Annotated in this window: 14 protein-coding genes and 3 tRNA genes; 10 read left to right on the forward strand and 7 right to left on the reverse strand. The window is 65.4% G+C overall.

Annotated elements, in window-relative coordinates; translation table 11 throughout:
• Nucleotides 1-101 precede the first annotated feature (101 nt).
• The 4 genes from dsrO to C2U30_RS19845 are packed head-to-tail and all read left to right on the forward strand — an operon-like array spanning nt 102 to nt 5,092.
• Nucleotides 102-890 carry a sulfate reduction electron transfer complex DsrMKJOP subunit DsrO gene (dsrO, locus tag C2U30_RS19835; protein WP_103244380.1) on the forward strand — a complete coding sequence of 263 codons (789 nt, stop codon included), beginning with the start codon at nt 102-104 and terminating at the stop codon, nt 888-890.
• Complete coding sequence (nrfD, locus tag C2U30_RS19840) at nt 880-1,986, forward strand: NrfD/PsrC family molybdoenzyme membrane anchor subunit (protein ID WP_103244381.1); 1,107 nt, start codon at nt 880-882, stop codon at nt 1,984-1,986. Before dsrO ends, nrfD begins: the two co-directional genes overlap by 11 nt.
• The gene (locus C2U30_RS23000) at nt 1,986-2,669 is read left to right on the forward strand and encodes a hypothetical protein (RefSeq protein WP_233720988.1); all 684 of its coding nucleotides are present in this window, start codon (nt 1,986-1,988) and stop codon (nt 2,667-2,669) included. Before nrfD ends, C2U30_RS23000 begins: the two co-directional genes overlap by 1 nt.
• Entirely contained in the window at nt 2,666-5,092 is a 2,427-nt protein-coding gene (locus C2U30_RS19845) for a molybdopterin dinucleotide binding domain-containing protein (protein WP_267892992.1), read from the forward strand. Before C2U30_RS23000 ends, C2U30_RS19845 begins: the two co-directional genes overlap by 4 nt.
• A gap of 56 nt (nt 5,093-5,148) precedes the next feature.
• On the opposite strand, the gene C2U30_RS19850 is transcribed toward C2U30_RS19845, so the two are convergent.
• The 7 genes from C2U30_RS19850 to C2U30_RS19880 all read right to left on the reverse strand — a co-directional run bounded on the left by C2U30_RS19850 (nt 5,149) and on the right by C2U30_RS19880 (nt 9,677).
• Nucleotides 5,149-6,510: an endonuclease/exonuclease/phosphatase family protein gene (locus tag C2U30_RS19850; protein WP_199767302.1), complete on the reverse strand. Its 1,362-nt coding sequence runs from the start codon at nt 6,508-6,510 to the stop codon at nt 5,149-5,151.
• Between the two features lie 190 nt (nt 6,511-6,700).
• Nucleotides 6,701-7,432: an EAL domain-containing protein gene (locus tag C2U30_RS19855; RefSeq protein WP_103244383.1), complete on the reverse strand. Its 732-nt coding sequence runs from the start codon at nt 7,430-7,432 to the stop codon at nt 6,701-6,703.
• Nucleotides 7,433-7,616: 184 nt separating this feature from the next.
• On the reverse strand, nt 7,617-7,892 hold the full coding sequence (locus tag C2U30_RS19860; protein WP_103244384.1) for a hypothetical protein: 276 nt from the start codon (nt 7,890-7,892) through the stop codon (nt 7,617-7,619).
• A gap of 137 nt (nt 7,893-8,029) precedes the next feature.
• A tRNA-Tyr gene (locus C2U30_RS19865) sits at nt 8,030-8,114 on the reverse strand.
• 46 nt (nt 8,115-8,160) lie between these two features.
• Nucleotides 8,161-8,245 (reverse strand) — tRNA-Tyr (locus C2U30_RS19870).
• A 32-nt stretch (nt 8,246-8,277) separates the two neighbouring features.
• Nucleotides 8,278-8,362, reverse strand: a tRNA-Tyr gene (locus tag C2U30_RS19875).
• Between the two features lie 226 nt (nt 8,363-8,588).
• Nucleotides 8,589-9,677 carry a ketoacyl-ACP synthase III gene (locus C2U30_RS19880; protein ID WP_103244385.1) on the reverse strand — a complete coding sequence of 363 codons (1,089 nt, stop codon included), beginning with the start codon at nt 9,675-9,677 and terminating at the stop codon, nt 8,589-8,591.
• Between the two features lie 202 nt (nt 9,678-9,879).
• Between C2U30_RS19880 and C2U30_RS19885 the strand changes: the two genes are divergently transcribed.
• From C2U30_RS19885 to C2U30_RS19910, 6 genes are all read left to right on the forward strand, one after another.
• Nucleotides 9,880-10,833: a LysR family transcriptional regulator gene (locus tag C2U30_RS19885; RefSeq protein ID WP_103244386.1), complete on the forward strand. Its 954-nt coding sequence runs from the start codon at nt 9,880-9,882 to the stop codon at nt 10,831-10,833.
• A 128-nt stretch (nt 10,834-10,961) separates the two neighbouring features.
• Nucleotides 10,962-11,573 (forward strand): LysE family translocator, encoded by a 612-nt coding sequence (locus tag C2U30_RS19890; RefSeq protein WP_103244387.1) that lies wholly within the window; start codon nt 10,962-10,964, stop codon nt 11,571-11,573.
• Nucleotides 11,574-11,751: 178 nt separating this feature from the next.
• Nucleotides 11,752-13,614: a peptidase U32 family protein gene (locus C2U30_RS19895; protein ID WP_103244737.1), complete on the forward strand. Its 1,863-nt coding sequence runs from the start codon at nt 11,752-11,754 to the stop codon at nt 13,612-13,614.
• Between the two features lie 117 nt (nt 13,615-13,731).
• Nucleotides 13,732-14,061: a DHCW motif cupin fold protein gene (locus C2U30_RS19900; protein WP_039041054.1), complete on the forward strand. Its 330-nt coding sequence runs from the start codon at nt 13,732-13,734 to the stop codon at nt 14,059-14,061.
• 43 nt (nt 14,062-14,104) lie between these two features.
• Nucleotides 14,105-14,362, forward strand: coding sequence for a DUF1272 domain-containing protein (locus C2U30_RS19905; protein WP_010673281.1), 258 nt, complete (start codon nt 14,105-14,107; stop codon nt 14,360-14,362).
• A gap of 111 nt (nt 14,363-14,473) precedes the next feature.
• Entirely contained in the window at nt 14,474-15,139 is a 666-nt protein-coding gene (locus tag C2U30_RS19910) for a class I SAM-dependent methyltransferase (RefSeq protein ID WP_103244388.1), read from the forward strand.
• Nucleotides 15,140-15,148 lie beyond the last annotated feature (9 nt).

Genomic DNA, 15,148 nt, shown 5'->3' on the forward strand with positions numbered 1-15,148 from the left:
CCGGCTCCCGGTATGTGGAAAACCACAATAGAGGCGACTTCCTGCGTTGAGGACAATCGGCCCAACCCCTTTCAAGCCAGCTCAGCAGAAGGAAAGACGCCATGGAGCCCAGCAAGCGCCGATTGTTATCCGGGATCGCCGCCCTCACCGCAGGGGCGGCCCTGCTCCCCGTCACCCAGGTTCAGGCGCAGTCCGTTCCCGCTCCCCGCAACGGGCGGGCGGCCATCAGCCGGGGGGACGGGCGCAAGCGTTACGGCATGCTGATCGACCTGCGCCGCTGCGTCGGCTGCCAGGCCTGCACCGTGGCCTGCACCATCGAAAACCAGCCTCCCCTCGGCCAGTTTCGCACCACGGTGAGCCAGTACGAGGTGAGCGACGTGGTCGCCCTCGCGGCTCCCGCCTCCCTCTTGATGCTGCCGAGGCTGTGCAACCACTGCGCCGAGCCTGCCTGCCTCGATGTCTGCCCCACCGGCGCCACCTTCCAGCGCGATGACGGCATCGTCGTGGTCAACAACGACTGGTGCGTCGGCTGCGGTTACTGCGTGCAGGCCTGTCCCTACGATGCCCGCTTCATCAACCACGAGACCAACACCGCCGACAAGTGCACCTTCTGCGCCCATCGGCTGGAGGCGGGGCTCTTGCCCGCCTGCGTGGAGAGCTGTGTCGGCGAGGCGCGCATCATAGGCGATTTGAACGATCCCAAGAGCCGGATCAGCCAGCTGCTGCGCGAACACGAGCCGGCGCTCAAGGTGCTCAAGCCCGAGGCCAATACCCAGCCGCGGGTCTTTTATCTCGGCATGGACGAGGCCTTCGTCAGCAAGGTCGCCGGCAACCCGGCCCTGCGCACCCTGCTCACCGACGATGGCAAGGAGATAGCCCATGGTCATTAACGAACTGCTGGCCCCGGCTCAGCCCATCACCTGGCTGCCCTGGGCGGTGCAATATTTCTTCCTCATCGGCCTTGCTTACGGGGCCCTCTGGCTCGGCGCGTTTGAGCTGTGGCGCAAGGCGCCGGACCCGCGGCTGCAGACCCTGGCGGCGGTGCTGATGGTGGCGGCCGGTCTGGTGGCTCCCATCGCCCTGACCGCGGATCTGCACCAGCCGGCCCGGGCCTGGCACTTCTATGCCCAGACGCGCGTTGGCTCCGTCATGTGGTATGGCGCCTATCTGCTGCCGCTGTTCAGCCTGCTCTCCATGCTGCTCGGCTGGCTGCTGCTAAGGCCCGCCCTGGCCCGGCGCGGTGCAGAAGAGGACAAGATAGCCCGCCTTGCCCAGCTGCTCTGCCTGGGAAGCTGGTCGGGGCACGTTTGGCTGCGGCTCCTCTCCCTGCTGGCGGCCCTGAGCGGGCTCAGTATCGCCCTCTATACCGGGCTCGAGACCATGGCGGTGGCGGCGCGCCCGCTCTGGCATACCCCCTGGTTGCCCTGGCTGCTGACCCTGAGCGCCGTGCTGGGGGCCCAGAGTGCCCTGCTGCTGCTCAACCGCTTGCTGGCGGGCTGGGGTGCCCAGACCGAATCGACTCTGCTGCGCCAAAGTGGCTGGACCTTGAGCCTGCTGGCGCTCTCCCTGCTGGGCTGGGCCCTGTTGGGCGGTGCCTCGGCGGCAGAGGCTGCAGCCCTCTATCGGCTCGACCCGAGCTGGCGGCTGGCGGCCCACTGGCTGTTGCTGACCCTGGGGCTGGCCGGCCTGCTGATGCTGCTGCGGCCCAGGATCTCTGCTCGCCTGGCACTCTGGGGGCTGGCGCTGCTGGGGCTGCACCTGGTGTGGGGCCTGCGCTGGCTGGTGCTGATCCAGGGGCAGCTCGCACCCAAGTACGGGGCTGGCGTCTATCTCTATGAAATCGCCTGGGGCCCGGCCGGTGTGCTCGGCATTCTCGGCACTTTCGGTCTGCTGCTGGCCCTGCTGGTGGCCCTCTCGGAGCTGGTGCGCCCCTCTGCTTCCCCCGCCATCAAGGCACCCACTCCTTTTGCACGCGAGGCACTCTGATGGATCACAGCAAACGCAAGTTTCTCAAGGGCGCCGCCATCGCCGGCGGCACCGGATTGTTCGTCGCCGGTTACAGCGACACCCTCAAGCAGGTGGCGACTGGCCTTGCCACCGGCAGCTCGGGCAAGCCGACCCGGGATCCCATCCATGGCAACTCGCTGGCCGTGGAGTACCGGGTTGACGAGCGGGGGGAACTGCACCCCAACCCGGCCCAGCGGGTTGCCAACACCATGTGCCTCGGCTGCTGGACCCTGTGCGGAGTGCGGGCCCGCATCGACAACGAGCGCGACCAGATAGTGCGGATCTTGGGCAACCCCTATCACCCCCTCTCCGCCCGCCACCACATCGACTTCAAGACCCCGGTCAAACAGGCGCTGCTCGCAACCAGTGGCTACCAGGAAGGGGGGCTGGACGGGCGCTCCACCGCCTGCGCCCGGGGCAACGCCATGCTCGAGCAGCTCGACAGCCCGCAGCGAGTCACCCACTGCCTCAAGCGGCTGGGGCCCCGTGGCAGCGGCCGCTGGCAGAGCATCCCCTTCGAGCAGCTGGTGGCCGAGGTGGTGGAGGGGGGGATCTGTTCGGCGAGGGCCAGGTTGAGGGGCTGCGGGCCATTCGCAACCTCGCCGAGCCCCTCGACCCGGCCAACCCGGAGTACGGCCCCAGGGCCAACCAGCTGCTGGTGAGCAACGCCTCGGACGAGGGGCGGGATCACTTCATCAAGCGTTTCACCTTCAACAGCTTTGGCACCCGCAACTTCGCCAATCACGGCGCTTACTGCGGTCTGTCGTTCCGGGTCGGGGCCGGCGCCCTGCTGGACGATCTGGAGAAGAACGCCCACCTCAAGCCGGACTGGGACGAGAGCGACTTCCTGCTGTTCATGGGTACCTCGCCCCAGCAATCGGGCAACCCCTTCAAGCGTCAGTCCCGTCAGCTGGCGGCGAACCGGGCGCGGCAGGGCAAGCCCTTCTCCTACGTGGTGGTGGCCCCCAGCCTGCCCAACACGGTGAACATGCCCTCCGCCCCCGCCAACCGCTGGCTGCCCATCCGCCCTGCCACCGACTCGGCGCTGGCCATGGCCATGCTGCGCTGGATCATCGACCACCAACGCTACGCCGAGCCTTTCCTGACGGCCCCCCATGCCGCTGCCGCCGAGCGGGCCGGCTATCGCGGTTTTTGCAACGCCAGCCATCTGGTTGTCTGCGACGAGGGGCATCCGCGCTTCGGCCAGATGCTGCGGGCAAGCGATCTCGGCTTGCCCTTTGAGGGGGAAGCCTATGGAGAGGGGGACGCCATGCTGGTAGAGGAGGCGAACAGCGGCGAGCCGAGACCCGCCGGCCAGTGTGAGCGGGCCAATCTCTGGGTGGATCGCCCCATTCAGGGCCCCAAGGGGGAGCTGATGGTGAAAAGCAGCTTCCAGCTGCTGGCCGAGGCGTGCCGGGAGCACTCCCTCGCGCAATACAGCGCCGAGTGCACCGTGCCGGTGGCGGACATCGAGGCGCTGGCGCGGGAGTTCACCAGCCATGGCACCCGCGCGGCAGTGGTCTCCCACGGCGGCACCATGAGCGCCAATGGCTTCTACTCGGCTTGGGCCATCATGATGCTCAACGTCATGATTGGGAACTTGAACGCAAGGGGCGGCGCCGTGGCGAGTGGCGGCAAGTTCGATCCCTTCGGGGCGGGGCCGCGCTACGATCTGGCGAGCTTCCCCGGCATGGTCAAGCCCGCCGGGGTCTTCCTGTCGCGCTCCAAGTTCCCTTACGAGAAGACCTCTGAGTATCGGCGCAAGCGTGAGGCGGGTCAGAACCCCTATCCGGCGCAAGAGCCCTGGTTCCCCATCTCCGGCCCCTTGCTCGGCGAACACCTGACAGCGGCGGTGAATGGTTACCCCTACCGGCTCAAGGCCTGGATCAACCACATGGGCAACCCCCTCTACGGTCAGGCCGGGCTCAGCAAGGCCATAGGCGACGAGCTCAAGGACCCCGCCGTGCTGCCCCTTGTGGTCAGCATCGACAGCTTCATCAACGAGTCGTCGGCGCTGTCGGACTACATAGTGCCGGATACCCTGACCTACGAGTCCTGGGGCTGGGCCACCGCCTGGCACGGGGTGCTGACCAAGGTCTCCACCGGCCGCTGGCCCATCGTGGAGCCTCGTGTCGCCAAGACTGCCGAGGGGGATCCGGTCTGCATGGAGTCCTTTTTTATCGCGGTGGCCAAACGGCTGGGGCTGCCGGGCTTTGGCGAGGGGGCGCTCAAAGGGGCGGACGGCAAGTTGCATGGCTTGAACAGGGCGGCGGACTTCTCCCTCTACGGGGCGGCCAACGTCGCCTATCTCGGCGAGCCGGTGCCTGCCATAGATCCGGAGGATCTCGCCTGGTCCGGGGTGGAGCGGATCCTGCCGGTGCTGAATGCCACTTTGAGTGCGGAGGAGGCGGGCCGCGCCGCCTATCTGTTCGCCCGTGGCGGGCGCTTCGAGCCGGCGGCCAAGGGGCGCGATGACGCGGGTCAGCCAAGCAAGCGCTGGCCCAAGCCGCTGATGGTGTGGAACCCCGAGGTGGGCAGCCGCCGCCACAGCCAGAGCGGCCAGTTCTTGAGCGGCACCCCGCGCTTCTTCCGACCCCAGCTGGCGGACGGCACGCCGCTCAACGAGGCGTTCAAGCCGGCCCAGTGGCCGCTGCTGCTCACCAGCTACAAGTCCCACACCATGAGCTCCATGAGCATCGGCTCGGATCGTCTGCGCCAGGTGAACCCCAGCAACCGGGTGCGGCTCAATGCACAGACGGCGGCGCAGCTGGGGATAGAGAGCGGGGACAGGGTGCGGGTCAGCACCCCGGATGGCAGCGTGATCGGGGTGGCCGAGTGCGTGGCAGGGGTACAGGCCGATGCCATCGCCATCGAGCACGGTTTCGGCCACAAGGAGCTGGGGGCGCGGGAACACTGGATAGACGGCCAGAAAGTGGTCGCCAATCCCCTGCGCGGAGCCGGAGTCAACCTCAACGATCTGGCGGTGCTGGATCCCAGCCGCCATGGCCGCTATCCCCTGGTGGACTGGGCCATCGGCTCGTCGGCCCGGCAGGGGCTGCCGGCCCGGGTGGAGAAGCTGGTATGACAAACCAGTGAAAACGGGGCCTGCGTGCCCCGTTGCTTGTCTGCTCTGCGTCACAGTCACAGTGTGACGTCGACCCACACCAGGCGGTGATCCGAACTGACGCCCTTGGCGATGCCGAGCTTGGGGTCATACACCAGGTGGTAGCCCGGCTCGAAGCTGGCCGGCCAGAACACGCCGGAGGCGACCGCGTTCAGGTTGGCGGAGGGCAGCACGTGGTCGAGCTGCAGGCCGCTGCTGCTGGTGATGCGCTCCGGGGTGGGGCGGTTGTTGTTGCGCTTGCACTGATCCGGCTGGCTGGCGAGGCACTCGGGGCCGCCCTGGCTGACCGGGATCAGGGCGCCGTTGGTGACGGCCTGGTTGACCAGCACATGGTTGTGCAGCGCCTGAATGGCGGTGAGATCCCCATCGCCAATCTGGGGATCGGCGTTGAGATCACCGGCGATGACGAACCTGGCGCCCTCGGCCAAGCCACCGGCCTTGCCGGCGTCATCCACCATGTAGCTGGCGGTCTCCACGTAATCCTGCCAGAAGGCGACTTCGGCCCGGTTGTGCTTGACGTTGTGGCGCGCCGCGTTGCCGAAGATGGGCGGAGTCGGGTGGGAGATGAGGAAGTGGATCACCTCCTCCTTGTTGCCACGCTTGATGCGCACCGGCACGTCGGCGTGGTTCTTGGACGAGAGCGGGAAGGCCTGCCAGGCGGCGTCGTCATACCAGGCATCGCCGCATTGGCGGCCGGCCGGGATCGGCGCCTTGGCATTGTTGCAGTCGTCGATGACGGGGTTCGCTTCGCCCGGCATGTCCTTCCATTTGAAGGTCTGGAAGGTGCGGATCTGCTTGGTATCGATGGGGTACTGGGACATCACGGCGAAGGCATACTGGCCGTGGTAGTTGCCAAAGCCCCAGGCGTCGTCCGGCCCGTTGTTGATCTTGCCGTCCAGGTTGAGGTCATGGCCGCTCATCAGGCCGGTGTTGGTGGCAAAGTTCTGCAGCACCGGGTAGCTGATGGCGGTCACCTCGTCGTGCTGGGCATGGGCCAGGTAGTTGTCGTTGAAGGCGTTGAGGTCCGTGGTGTCGCGGCCCTTGCCGTCATTGTCGAATTCGCTCAGCAGCAACACGTCCGGCCGGGTGCGCTGGAGGATTTCGGCGATGTTGCGGATCTGCTGCACGTCGAGGGCCTTGGTCTTCTCGGCGCCGCTCAAGGTGCCGTCGGCGAGGCGGGCCAGCAGGGCATCCTGCTCGGTGCGGGTCAGGGCGAGCTCTTCCCCCAGCATGCCGGGTGCAGTGCGATCGAAGGCGAGATTGAAGGTAGCGAAGCGAACCATGGGGGTCGGGGTCTCGGAGTCATTTTGGCTGTTACAGCCTGCCATCAATCCAAGGGAAATGGCAGCGGCGAGCAGGGTCTTGTGGCTATTTTTCATTGTAATGTTCCGTAGCATCAACAGGTTATGCCAGGCGTCGAAGAGGCCCAGGCGGGCCCATTATAGAGATGCGGGTCTGAAACGGGCTCTGAATGAGCCAAACTGTGAGTCCATTCACAGTGCGGGAAGAGGAAAACGGCGGGGTGAGCAGGCAGTCAGGTCCGGGCCCGGTTGATGGTGTCCAGGGCGCCTAGGACCAGCGGGAGAGGGGGGAGGGCATGGCGTAGGCGTAGCCCTGCTGATAGTCACAGCCGAGGCGGCTTGCTATCTCGATATGGGCCTGGGTTTCCACCCCCTCGCACACCACGGCCATGCCGAGTCGCTGCAGGTAGGCCACCAGCCCCACCAGCATCTTGAAGGCGTGAGCGGTGCGCGTCGCCTGCAGCAGCAGAGAGCGATCCAGCTTGACGACCTCGTAGGGCAGGGCCATCAGCCGCTGAAAGTTGCACGCCAGGGAGCCGAAGTCATCGCAGGCGATGTGGGCGCCATGGGCACGCAGCTCCTCGATAAGCGCCCTGTGCCGGCTCTCCAGCCGGGTGTGCTCCAGCACCTCGAACCAGATGGCGATCCCCACCTTGCGCGCCTGTACCAGCACCCGCAGCAACAGCCCCTGGTAAGTGGGGTTGCACAGCGCCGGGTTGATGGAGAGCGCATATTCCCCTCCTTTCGCCAGAACGGGCAGATCCCTCATGATGGCCCTGAGCATGACGATATCCAGATGCAGGGATTCATCCTGGCTGAGGGCGAGAAAATTGATGCCTTGGAAACATTGCGCCACCGGATCCCAGCGTCTTGCCAGCGCCTCGTAGCCCTTGACCTGACGGTCTCGACCTATGATCGGCTGGTAAAAGGGGACGGCGACATCCGCCATGGCCATCGTTGCCATGGCACTCATCGGATACTCTTCTTTGAACGCAAGCATGGCTCTCACCTGATGGAGATGGATGGCTGCGCATCATACAGGGCGAGAGGAAATCGGGGCTGTAGGAATCGTCTGATAATCAACTTGCCACTCGAGTGGGCAGGGGACTGGAGGCGCGCGAGGGAGATCCCTCAGGAAGCGGGGGACCCTGATGAAATGCACTCAAGGGAGGTCGGGTGGCGCGTCAACGAAGTGCGTGTTCCGGCTGACGGCCTCCGGCATCGAGGAGGGGCGTGCCATGCATGGCCTGGGCCAGCCAGGACCAGTCGAGTCTGGGGGAGCCGGCCTTGAAGCGCTGGTAGGCCTGGCCCTGCGCAACGGTCAGGAACAGGGTGCTCGGCAGGCCGAGGCGGTTGAGGTAGCGCACCATCACGTCTCCCTGGTAATCCCTCAGCCGTTGTTGCAGCTCGGGCAGCGTCAACCCCTGCTCACGGCCCCTTTCATCCCAGATTTCAAACATGTGCGGGCGCTCCTTGCGACTCGAGGCTTTTACTGTTTCGAAAAAGCGGGGGCAGGGCAATTGTCAGATCTGACAGTGTCAAATGACCACTGGTCATAAATGCGAAAACCCGGCGCCAGGCCGGGTTTTCTGAATAATGGTGGAGGGAGAAGGATTCGAACCTTCGAAGGCAGAGCCGTCAGATTTACAGTCTGATCCCTTTGGCCGCTCGGGAACCCCTCCACAGGGGTACTACTTTTTTACAGGCCGTTCACGCAATGCAGGAAGATGGTGGAGGGAGAAGGATTCGAACCTTCGAAGGCAGAGCCGTCAGATTTACAGTCTGATCCCTTTGGCCGCTCGGGAACCCCTCCACGGGGTATTTTCCTGATTGTTCGCACTTGAATGGTGGAGGGAGAAGGATTCGAACCTTCGAAGGCAGAGCCGTCAGATTTACAGTCTGATCCCTTTGGCCGCTCGGGAACCCCTCCCCAAGTGCGAGGCCGCATACTACCAGATCCGGCAAGGTTGTGAACCCCTTGGCCGCATTCTGACGACAAAAAAGTGTCAACTGGTTATTTTTTGATATGTTTCGCTCAAAATTCACGCTTTTCAATGACTTTTATGCCGATGTCCGAGAGGGTCGGAAGGGAGGGCAGGCACGGAGGAGCCACGATGGGCTCCTCTTTTTGATGGGGGAAAGGGGCGTGGCGAGGCTCAGGCGTCGGCGGTGCGCGCCTGCTGGCAGCCCTGCACCGCGTGGGCGATGAGCTCGAGGGCGCTCTGCTCGCAGGGGGGCAGCTCCTCTTCACAGCTCGCGATCGGGGTGACGCGATCCCCCCATTTGATGAGAGCGGCGCCCCAGGTCAGGCCGGCCCCGAAGGCGGCGGTAAGCAGATGGCTGCCTGGCTTGACCCGGCCCTGCTCCAGCGCCTCGCACAGGGCGATGGGCACGGTGGCGGCGGAGGTGTTGCCGTACTGCTCTATGTTGACCATCACCTTCTCCATGGAGGCGTTCATGCGCTTGGCCAGGGTCTCGATGATGCGCACGTTGGCCTGGTGCGGCACTATGAGGTCGACTTGCTCGGGGGTTATGCCGGCCTGGGCCAGCACGGCGCCGGTGGCCTCGCCCATGCCGCGCACGGCGCGCTTGAAGATCTCCTGCCCCTCGAAGTTGAAGGTGAACAGGCCATCGACGTCGGCAAAACGCACCCGATCGGTCCCAAAGTTCGGCACGTGCAGTATCTCCCGCGCCTCGCTGTCGCAACCGAGCTTGCTGGCAATCAGGCCGCTCTTCTGCTCGCTCGCCTCTATCACCACGGCGCCGGCGCCGTCCCCAAACAGCACGGCGGTGTCACGCTTGGCCCAGTCCAGCAACTGGGTGAGACGCTCGGCGCCGATCACCAGCACCTTCTGCATCATGCCGGTCTGCACCAGGGAGGTGGCGACCGAGAGCGCATAGACGAAGCCGGTACAGGCGGCATTGAGGTCGAATACCGCCGCCTGGTGGGCGCCGAGGGCCTGCTGCACGGCAGAGGCGCAGTTCGGGACCAGCGTGCCCGGGGTGGCGGTGGCCAGGATGATGCCATCGAGGGCGGCGGCGTCCAGGCCTGCGCACGCCAGGGCGCGGCGGGCGGCCAGGGTGGCGAGCGCCTGGGTGCTGACGTGGGAGACCCGACGGGCCTTGATGCCGGTGCGCGGGTAGATCCACTCATCCGAGGTATCCATGATGGTACCGAGGGCATCGTTGGTCAGCGCTGCGGGGGGCAGGCATTTGCCCCAGCCGGTGATATTGGCGTATTTCATCTTGTTATCGCTTCTTGTTGTGGAGTGCCCGCGGGCGGAACATGGCGCAATTATGTCGTACAGGTTTTCCAGTGTCATCCCGCGGGCAGGGGAGCGCAAGGAGGGGATGGGGGAACAAGGTGGTGATTTTGCTTAAATTCCCGCTTCTCCTTGTCTTAAGATGAGAGCCCGACCCAGGCTCTCCCTTCCCGAGGTGTTGTCAGTGCACAAAGCGAATCTCAACCTGTTGCCCACCCTCAAGGTGTTGCTGGAGACCCGCAACATCAGCCGGGCGGCGGAGCTGCTGCACCTGAGTCAGCCCTCTATCAGCAAGCAGCTCGGCCAGCTTCGCAGCGAGTTTGGTGACGAGCTGCTGGTGCGGGAGGGGCAGCGCTGGCTGCTGACGCCGCGGGCCGAGAGTCTGGCGGCGGCGCTTGCCGACTCCCTCGGTGCCCTGGAGCGGCTCTACGCGGCGCCGGAGTTTGTCCCCGAGCGCTGCGAGCGGGTGTTCCGGCTCGCCTCCTCCGACTACGTGGCCCAGCACATCCTGCCGGACATCTGCGCGGCGCTGGCAAGGGCCGCGCCCCAGGCGGCGCTGGAGTACAGCCTGTGGGACAAGCGCCTGCTGCCGCAGCTGTGGCAGTCCGAGCTGGATCTGGTCTCCACCATCACCGAGCTGGTGCCGGATCAGATCCGCGGTCTGCATCAGGGGGAGGACAGGCTGGTGATGCTGATGGGGCGCCATCACCCGCTCTCGGGCACGGCGCCCAGCCTGGAGGAGTACCTCGCCTGGCCCCACCTGCAGGTGAGCGGCGGCGGCGACAAGGACAGCCCGGTGGAGCAGGTGCTGGCGCCCCTGGGGCTCTCCCGTCGCTGGTTTGCCCGTGTGCCCTTCTTCCAGGCCGCAGTGGAGGTGCTGCTGCGCACCGATTGCCTGATGACCACCCCGGCCCACATCGCCTGGCAGCTGTCCAGGGAGCATGCCCTGAGTTTTTGCGACCTCCCCTTCGCCACCCGGGTGCAGCAGTATCATCTGCTGTGGCACCAGCGCCACCACCTGGATCCGGCCCACCGCTGGTTTCGCGAGCTGGCCTACCCCTTCCTGCGGGATCACCTGCAATTCACCCTGGGGGAGAGCCGCAAACAGCTGGAGCGGAAGGCAGACCCGCTCCGCTAGGGCAGTCCGTTATGCCAGCCTATAGCCGTTGGCTATGGGCTCTATTCATAACTTTCACTTCTGGCATAGCTGGCCGACCCCTACCCTGATTCCGGGTAGCAACATTCGGCTTGAAAGAAGGACAGAGTATGGAAATGACGAGTTGGCTGGCGCTCGCCGCCATCTGCGTGATGGGGGCCATCAGTCCGGGGCCCAGCTTGGCGCTGATCATCCGCAACACTGTGCAGGGGGGGCAGGGCCACGGGGTGGCGACGGCGCTCGGCCACGGCCTGGGGGTGGGGATCTACGCCCTCATCACGGCGCTGGGGCTCTCGGTACTGATCACCCAGACCCCGCTGCTGTTTGATCTGATCCGCTACGGCGGCGCGGCCTTTCTCGCCTGGCTCGGGCTCAAGGCGCTGCTGGCCAAGCCCGCCAGTGGCGACGCTGCCGACGAGACGGTGCACGGTGCGCGTGGCCGTCAGGGGGCGTTCGAAGGCTTCATGGTGGCCTTCTTGAACCCCCAGCTCGCCATCTTCTTCATCGCCCTGTTCAGCCAGTTCGTGCATGCCGACACCGGCTGGCGTGAGGGGGGCATCATGATGCTGACCGCAGGCGGCATCGATGCGCTCTGGTATGTGCTGGTGGCCCTGGTGCTCTCTCGCGGGCCCGTACTCGCCTGGCTCAAGGCCAAATCCACCGTGATCGACAAGGTGAGCGGCCTGGTGCTGCTGGGGCTGGCCCTCAAGGTCGTGATCTAGCTCCGCGTCGGGTGCCAGCGTAGTCGGCACTCTCTCAGGGCCGGGGGATGAGGGGGCAGCCAGACGTTCTTGTACCGGGTCAATCCTGCATTCTGCGGTGATCTTAAGCGGGATCAAGGCGGGGGGCGGGGAGTCTGGCTAGAGTGGCGGCCATTTGCAGCCCTTCGAACCGGACGTTATGCGCGATCAGAACCATCACAACCGCCTGGAGTTGCTGGCCCCGGCCAAGAACCTTGCCTATGGCATCGAGGCCATCAACCACGGCGCCGACGCCGTCTACATGGGCGGCCCCGCCTTCGGTGCCCGCAGCGCAGCAGGCAACAGCCTCGAGGACATCGAGGCGCTGGCGCGCCATGCCCACCGCTTCGGCGCCCAGGTCTTCGTCGCCTTCAATACCCTGCTGCACGACCACGAGCTGGAGCAGGCCCGGCGCCTGACCCACCAGATCTACGAGGCGGGCGCCGATGCGCTGATCGTGCAGGACATGGGGCTGCTGGCGCTCGATTTACCCCCCATCGCGCTGCACGCCAGCACCCAGACCGACAACCGCACCCCGGAAAAGGTGAAGTTTCTGCAGGACGTGGGCTTCTCCCAGGTGGTGCTGGCCCGCGAGCTCTCCCTTGCGCAGATCCGCGAGATAAGCGCCGCCACGAGCGTGCAGCTGGAGTTCTTCATCCACGGCGCCTTGTGCGTCTCCTACAGCGGCCAGTGCAACATCAGCCATGCCCGCACCGGCCGCAGCGCGAATCGCGGCGAGTGCGCCCAGCTCTGTCGGCTGCCCTGTTCCCTGCAAACGCCAGGGGGGGAGGTGCTGGTGGAAAACAGCCACCTGCTCTCCTTGAAAGACATGGATCAGACCGACAACCTGGAGGCGCTGATCGCCGCAGGGATCCGCTCCTTCAAGATTGAAGGGCGCCTCAAGGGGCTCGACTACGTCAAGAACGTCACCGCCTGGTATCGCCAGAAGCTGGACACCATCCTGGAGCGCCGCCCCGACCTGGTGGCCGCTTCCGCCGGTCGTTGCAGCTACACCTTTACGCCGGATCCCAAGAAGAGTTTCAACCGGGGCAGCACCGACTACTTCCTCCATGGCCGACAGCCAGGCATCGACTCGCCGCGCAGCCCGAAATACGTCGGGGAGCCGCTCGGGCGCGTCACCAGCGTGACCCGCGATGGCATCGAGATCGACGGCCAGGCTGTTGCCCTCAACAACGGCGATGGCCTCGGCTTCTTCAAGCCGGGGGGCGAGCTGGTGGGGATGCGCCTCAATAAAGTGGAAGAGAAGGCACAGAGCAAGCGGTTACTCCTGTCGGAACCCATGCCCGGTCTCAAGGTGGGCACCGAGATCTTTCGCAACCACGATCAGGCCTTCAGCAAGCAGCTCGAAAAGGGGAGCGCGGATCGCCGCATCCGGGTCGATATGCGGCTATCGGAGTGCGACGAGGGACTGCGGCTCACGCTTACCGACGAGCAGGGCATTGGCGCCGCCGTTACGCTCCCCTGCGACCAGCAGCCGGCGGACAACCCGGAACGGGCGCTGCAGCAGGCCAGGGATCAGCTCGGCAAACTCGGCAACACCCTGTTTGTGGCTCGCCAGATTGAGTTGGCAATAACGAGGCCGCTGTTTATTGCGGCTTCACAGCTTAACGGCTTGCGCCGGGACGGCATTGCCGCCCTGGAGGCGGCCCGTCTGGCTGCCTACCGGCGACCCGAGCGGCGCATTCCCCTGCGAGGCGCCGTTTATCCCCAACATCGGCTCTCCTACCTCGGCAACGTGCTGAACAGCGCGGCGGAGCAGTTCTTTCGCGAGCACGGGGTGGGGAGCATCGCCCCCGCGTATGAGGCGAACAAGGAGGAGCGGGAAGTGGTGCTGATGACAACGAAGCACTGCATCCGCTACAGCCAGCAGCTCTGCCCCAAGGAGGTACCCGGTCTCAAGGCCGAGCCCCTGGCGCTCAAGATGGGCAAGGAGAGTTTCCGCCTGCGCTTTGACTGCCATCGCTGCGAGATGCAGGTGATGGGCAGCCTGAAGAGGGGATGATTGCCCGTGTGGGCATGGGGCTGGAGCGGATTTGATGGCAGTATGGGGCGCGGCCTTGTCACGGATATCCCGTGGTGAGGCACCTTCCCCCAGCCTTCTTCTGACAAAGGATCCGTCATGAACATCCATGCACTGCCGTTTTGCACCACGAACTGGGCCGAGGTCCCGCCGACCGAACACAAGGGAGAACGCGGCGTCGCCCGCTGGCACACCCGGCAGTTCGGGGATCTGCGGGTGCGAATGGTGGAGTACTCCCCCGGGTATCTGGCGGATCACTGGTGCAGCAAGGGCCATGTGCTGCTCTGCCTCGAAGGGGAGCTGCACACCGAGTTGCAGGATGGCCGCGTCTTCACCCTGACGCCGGGCATGAGCTACCAGGTGGCGGACAACGCCGAACCCCATCGCTCCTATACCGAACTGGGCGCTCGCCTCTTTATCGTCGACTGAGCCGCTCTCTTTCCCGCTTCCCCTTGTACATCAGGAACTTGCCATGCTTGAACTCAGACCCAACTGCGAGTGCTGTGACCGGGATCTGCCCGCCGACACGGCGACGGCCTACATCTGCTCCTTCGAGTGCACCTTCTGCGCCGAGTGCAACGATCAGTATCTGCACCTGACCTGCCCCAACTGTGGCGGCGAGCTGGTCAGGCGCCCGCGCCGCCCGGCGGCCAAGCTGGTGAACAACCCCGCCTCCCTCCAGCGCGTCTTCAATCCTGCTCTGAAAGCGGCGCTGGGCAAGGGGGGCTAGGGCCCTCCCTTCATGGGAAGGGCTGGGCTGGCAACTGGCTCGTCCCTGTGGCTCTTGACCTTCTCCCGGCGGCAGCCCCTATCAAGGGGGCTCACACCAAAGGAGCAAAAGATGACGGAGCGATTCGAAGGAGAAGGGGCGAAGGCCTATGACAGCCGCATCCCCCTGCTGGTGCCAGGCTACGAGCTGCTGCACCAGCTTTGTGCCTCCCGGCTGATGGCCGCGTTGGGCCAGCAGGCCCGGGTGCTGCTGGTGGGGGTGGGCACGGGCAGCGAGCTGCTGCTGCTTGGCCGTCTCTGCCCCCGCTGGACCTTTGTGGCCCAGGATATCTCGGCGGACATGCTGGCCCATGCCAGGATGCGGGCCGAGCAGGTGGGCATGGGGGAGAGGGTGTGCTGGCACCTGGGCGCATTGCCTGTGGTGGATAAGCCTTGCGATGGTGCACTCTGTCTGCTGGTGCTGCATTTTCTGGCGCAAGATGCCAAAACCGCGCTATTGGGTGATATTTATCGCCAGCTCAATCCTGGCGCTCCCCTGCTGCTGGCGGATCTGATGGCGCCCACGGACCCGCTCGAGCGCAAGGCGATGGGGCTGCAAGCCGCCCTCGCCGGTCTGCCGCTTCCTGCCTGCGAGCAGATGGTGCGCCGCCTCGGAGAGGACTTCACCTCCCTGGACGAGGGACAGACCCGGCGCCTCTTGCAAGGGGTCGGTTTCGCGGCGGCGCACCGCTTCTTTCAGGCGTTGGGGTTTCACGGCTGGCTGGCGCAGCGGCAGTGAGCCCTGGCC

The organism is Aeromonas sp. ASNIH5, assembly GCF_002902865.1.
Taxonomy (GTDB): domain Bacteria; phylum Pseudomonadota; class Gammaproteobacteria; order Enterobacterales; family Aeromonadaceae; genus Aeromonas; species Aeromonas caviae.

Coding starts and splice junctions, on each gene's coding strand:
- C2U30_RS23000 (WP_233720988.1), top strand. CDS start 1,986: ATGGATCACAGCAAACGCAAGTTTCTCAAGGGCGCCGCCATCGCCGGC.
- dsrO (WP_103244380.1), top strand. CDS start 102: ATGGAGCCCAGCAAGCGCCGATTGTTATCCGGGATCGCCGCCCTCACC.
- C2U30_RS19850 (WP_199767302.1), bottom strand. CDS start 6,510: ATGAAAAATAGCCACAAGACCCTGCTCGCCGCTGCCATTTCCCTTGGA.
- C2U30_RS19905 (WP_010673281.1), top strand. CDS start 14,105: ATGCTTGAACTCAGACCCAACTGCGAGTGCTGTGACCGGGATCTGCCC.
- C2U30_RS19860 (WP_103244384.1), bottom strand. CDS start 7,892: ATGTTTGAAATCTGGGATGAAAGGGGCCGTGAGCAGGGGTTGACGCTG.
- C2U30_RS19900 (WP_039041054.1), top strand. CDS start 13,732: ATGAACATCCATGCACTGCCGTTTTGCACCACGAACTGGGCCGAGGTC.
- C2U30_RS19890 (WP_103244387.1), top strand. CDS start 10,962: ATGGAAATGACGAGTTGGCTGGCGCTCGCCGCCATCTGCGTGATGGGG.
- nrfD (WP_103244381.1), top strand. CDS start 880: ATGGTCATTAACGAACTGCTGGCCCCGGCTCAGCCCATCACCTGGCTG.
- C2U30_RS19855 (WP_103244383.1), bottom strand. CDS start 7,432: ATGCTTGCGTTCAAAGAAGAGTATCCGATGAGTGCCATGGCAACGATG.
- C2U30_RS19880 (WP_103244385.1), bottom strand. CDS start 9,677: ATGAAATACGCCAATATCACCGGCTGGGGCAAATGCCTGCCCCCCGCA.
- C2U30_RS19895 (WP_103244737.1), top strand. CDS start 11,752: ATGCGCGATCAGAACCATCACAACCGCCTGGAGTTGCTGGCCCCGGCC.
- C2U30_RS19910 (WP_103244388.1), top strand. CDS start 14,474: ATGACGGAGCGATTCGAAGGAGAAGGGGCGAAGGCCTATGACAGCCGC.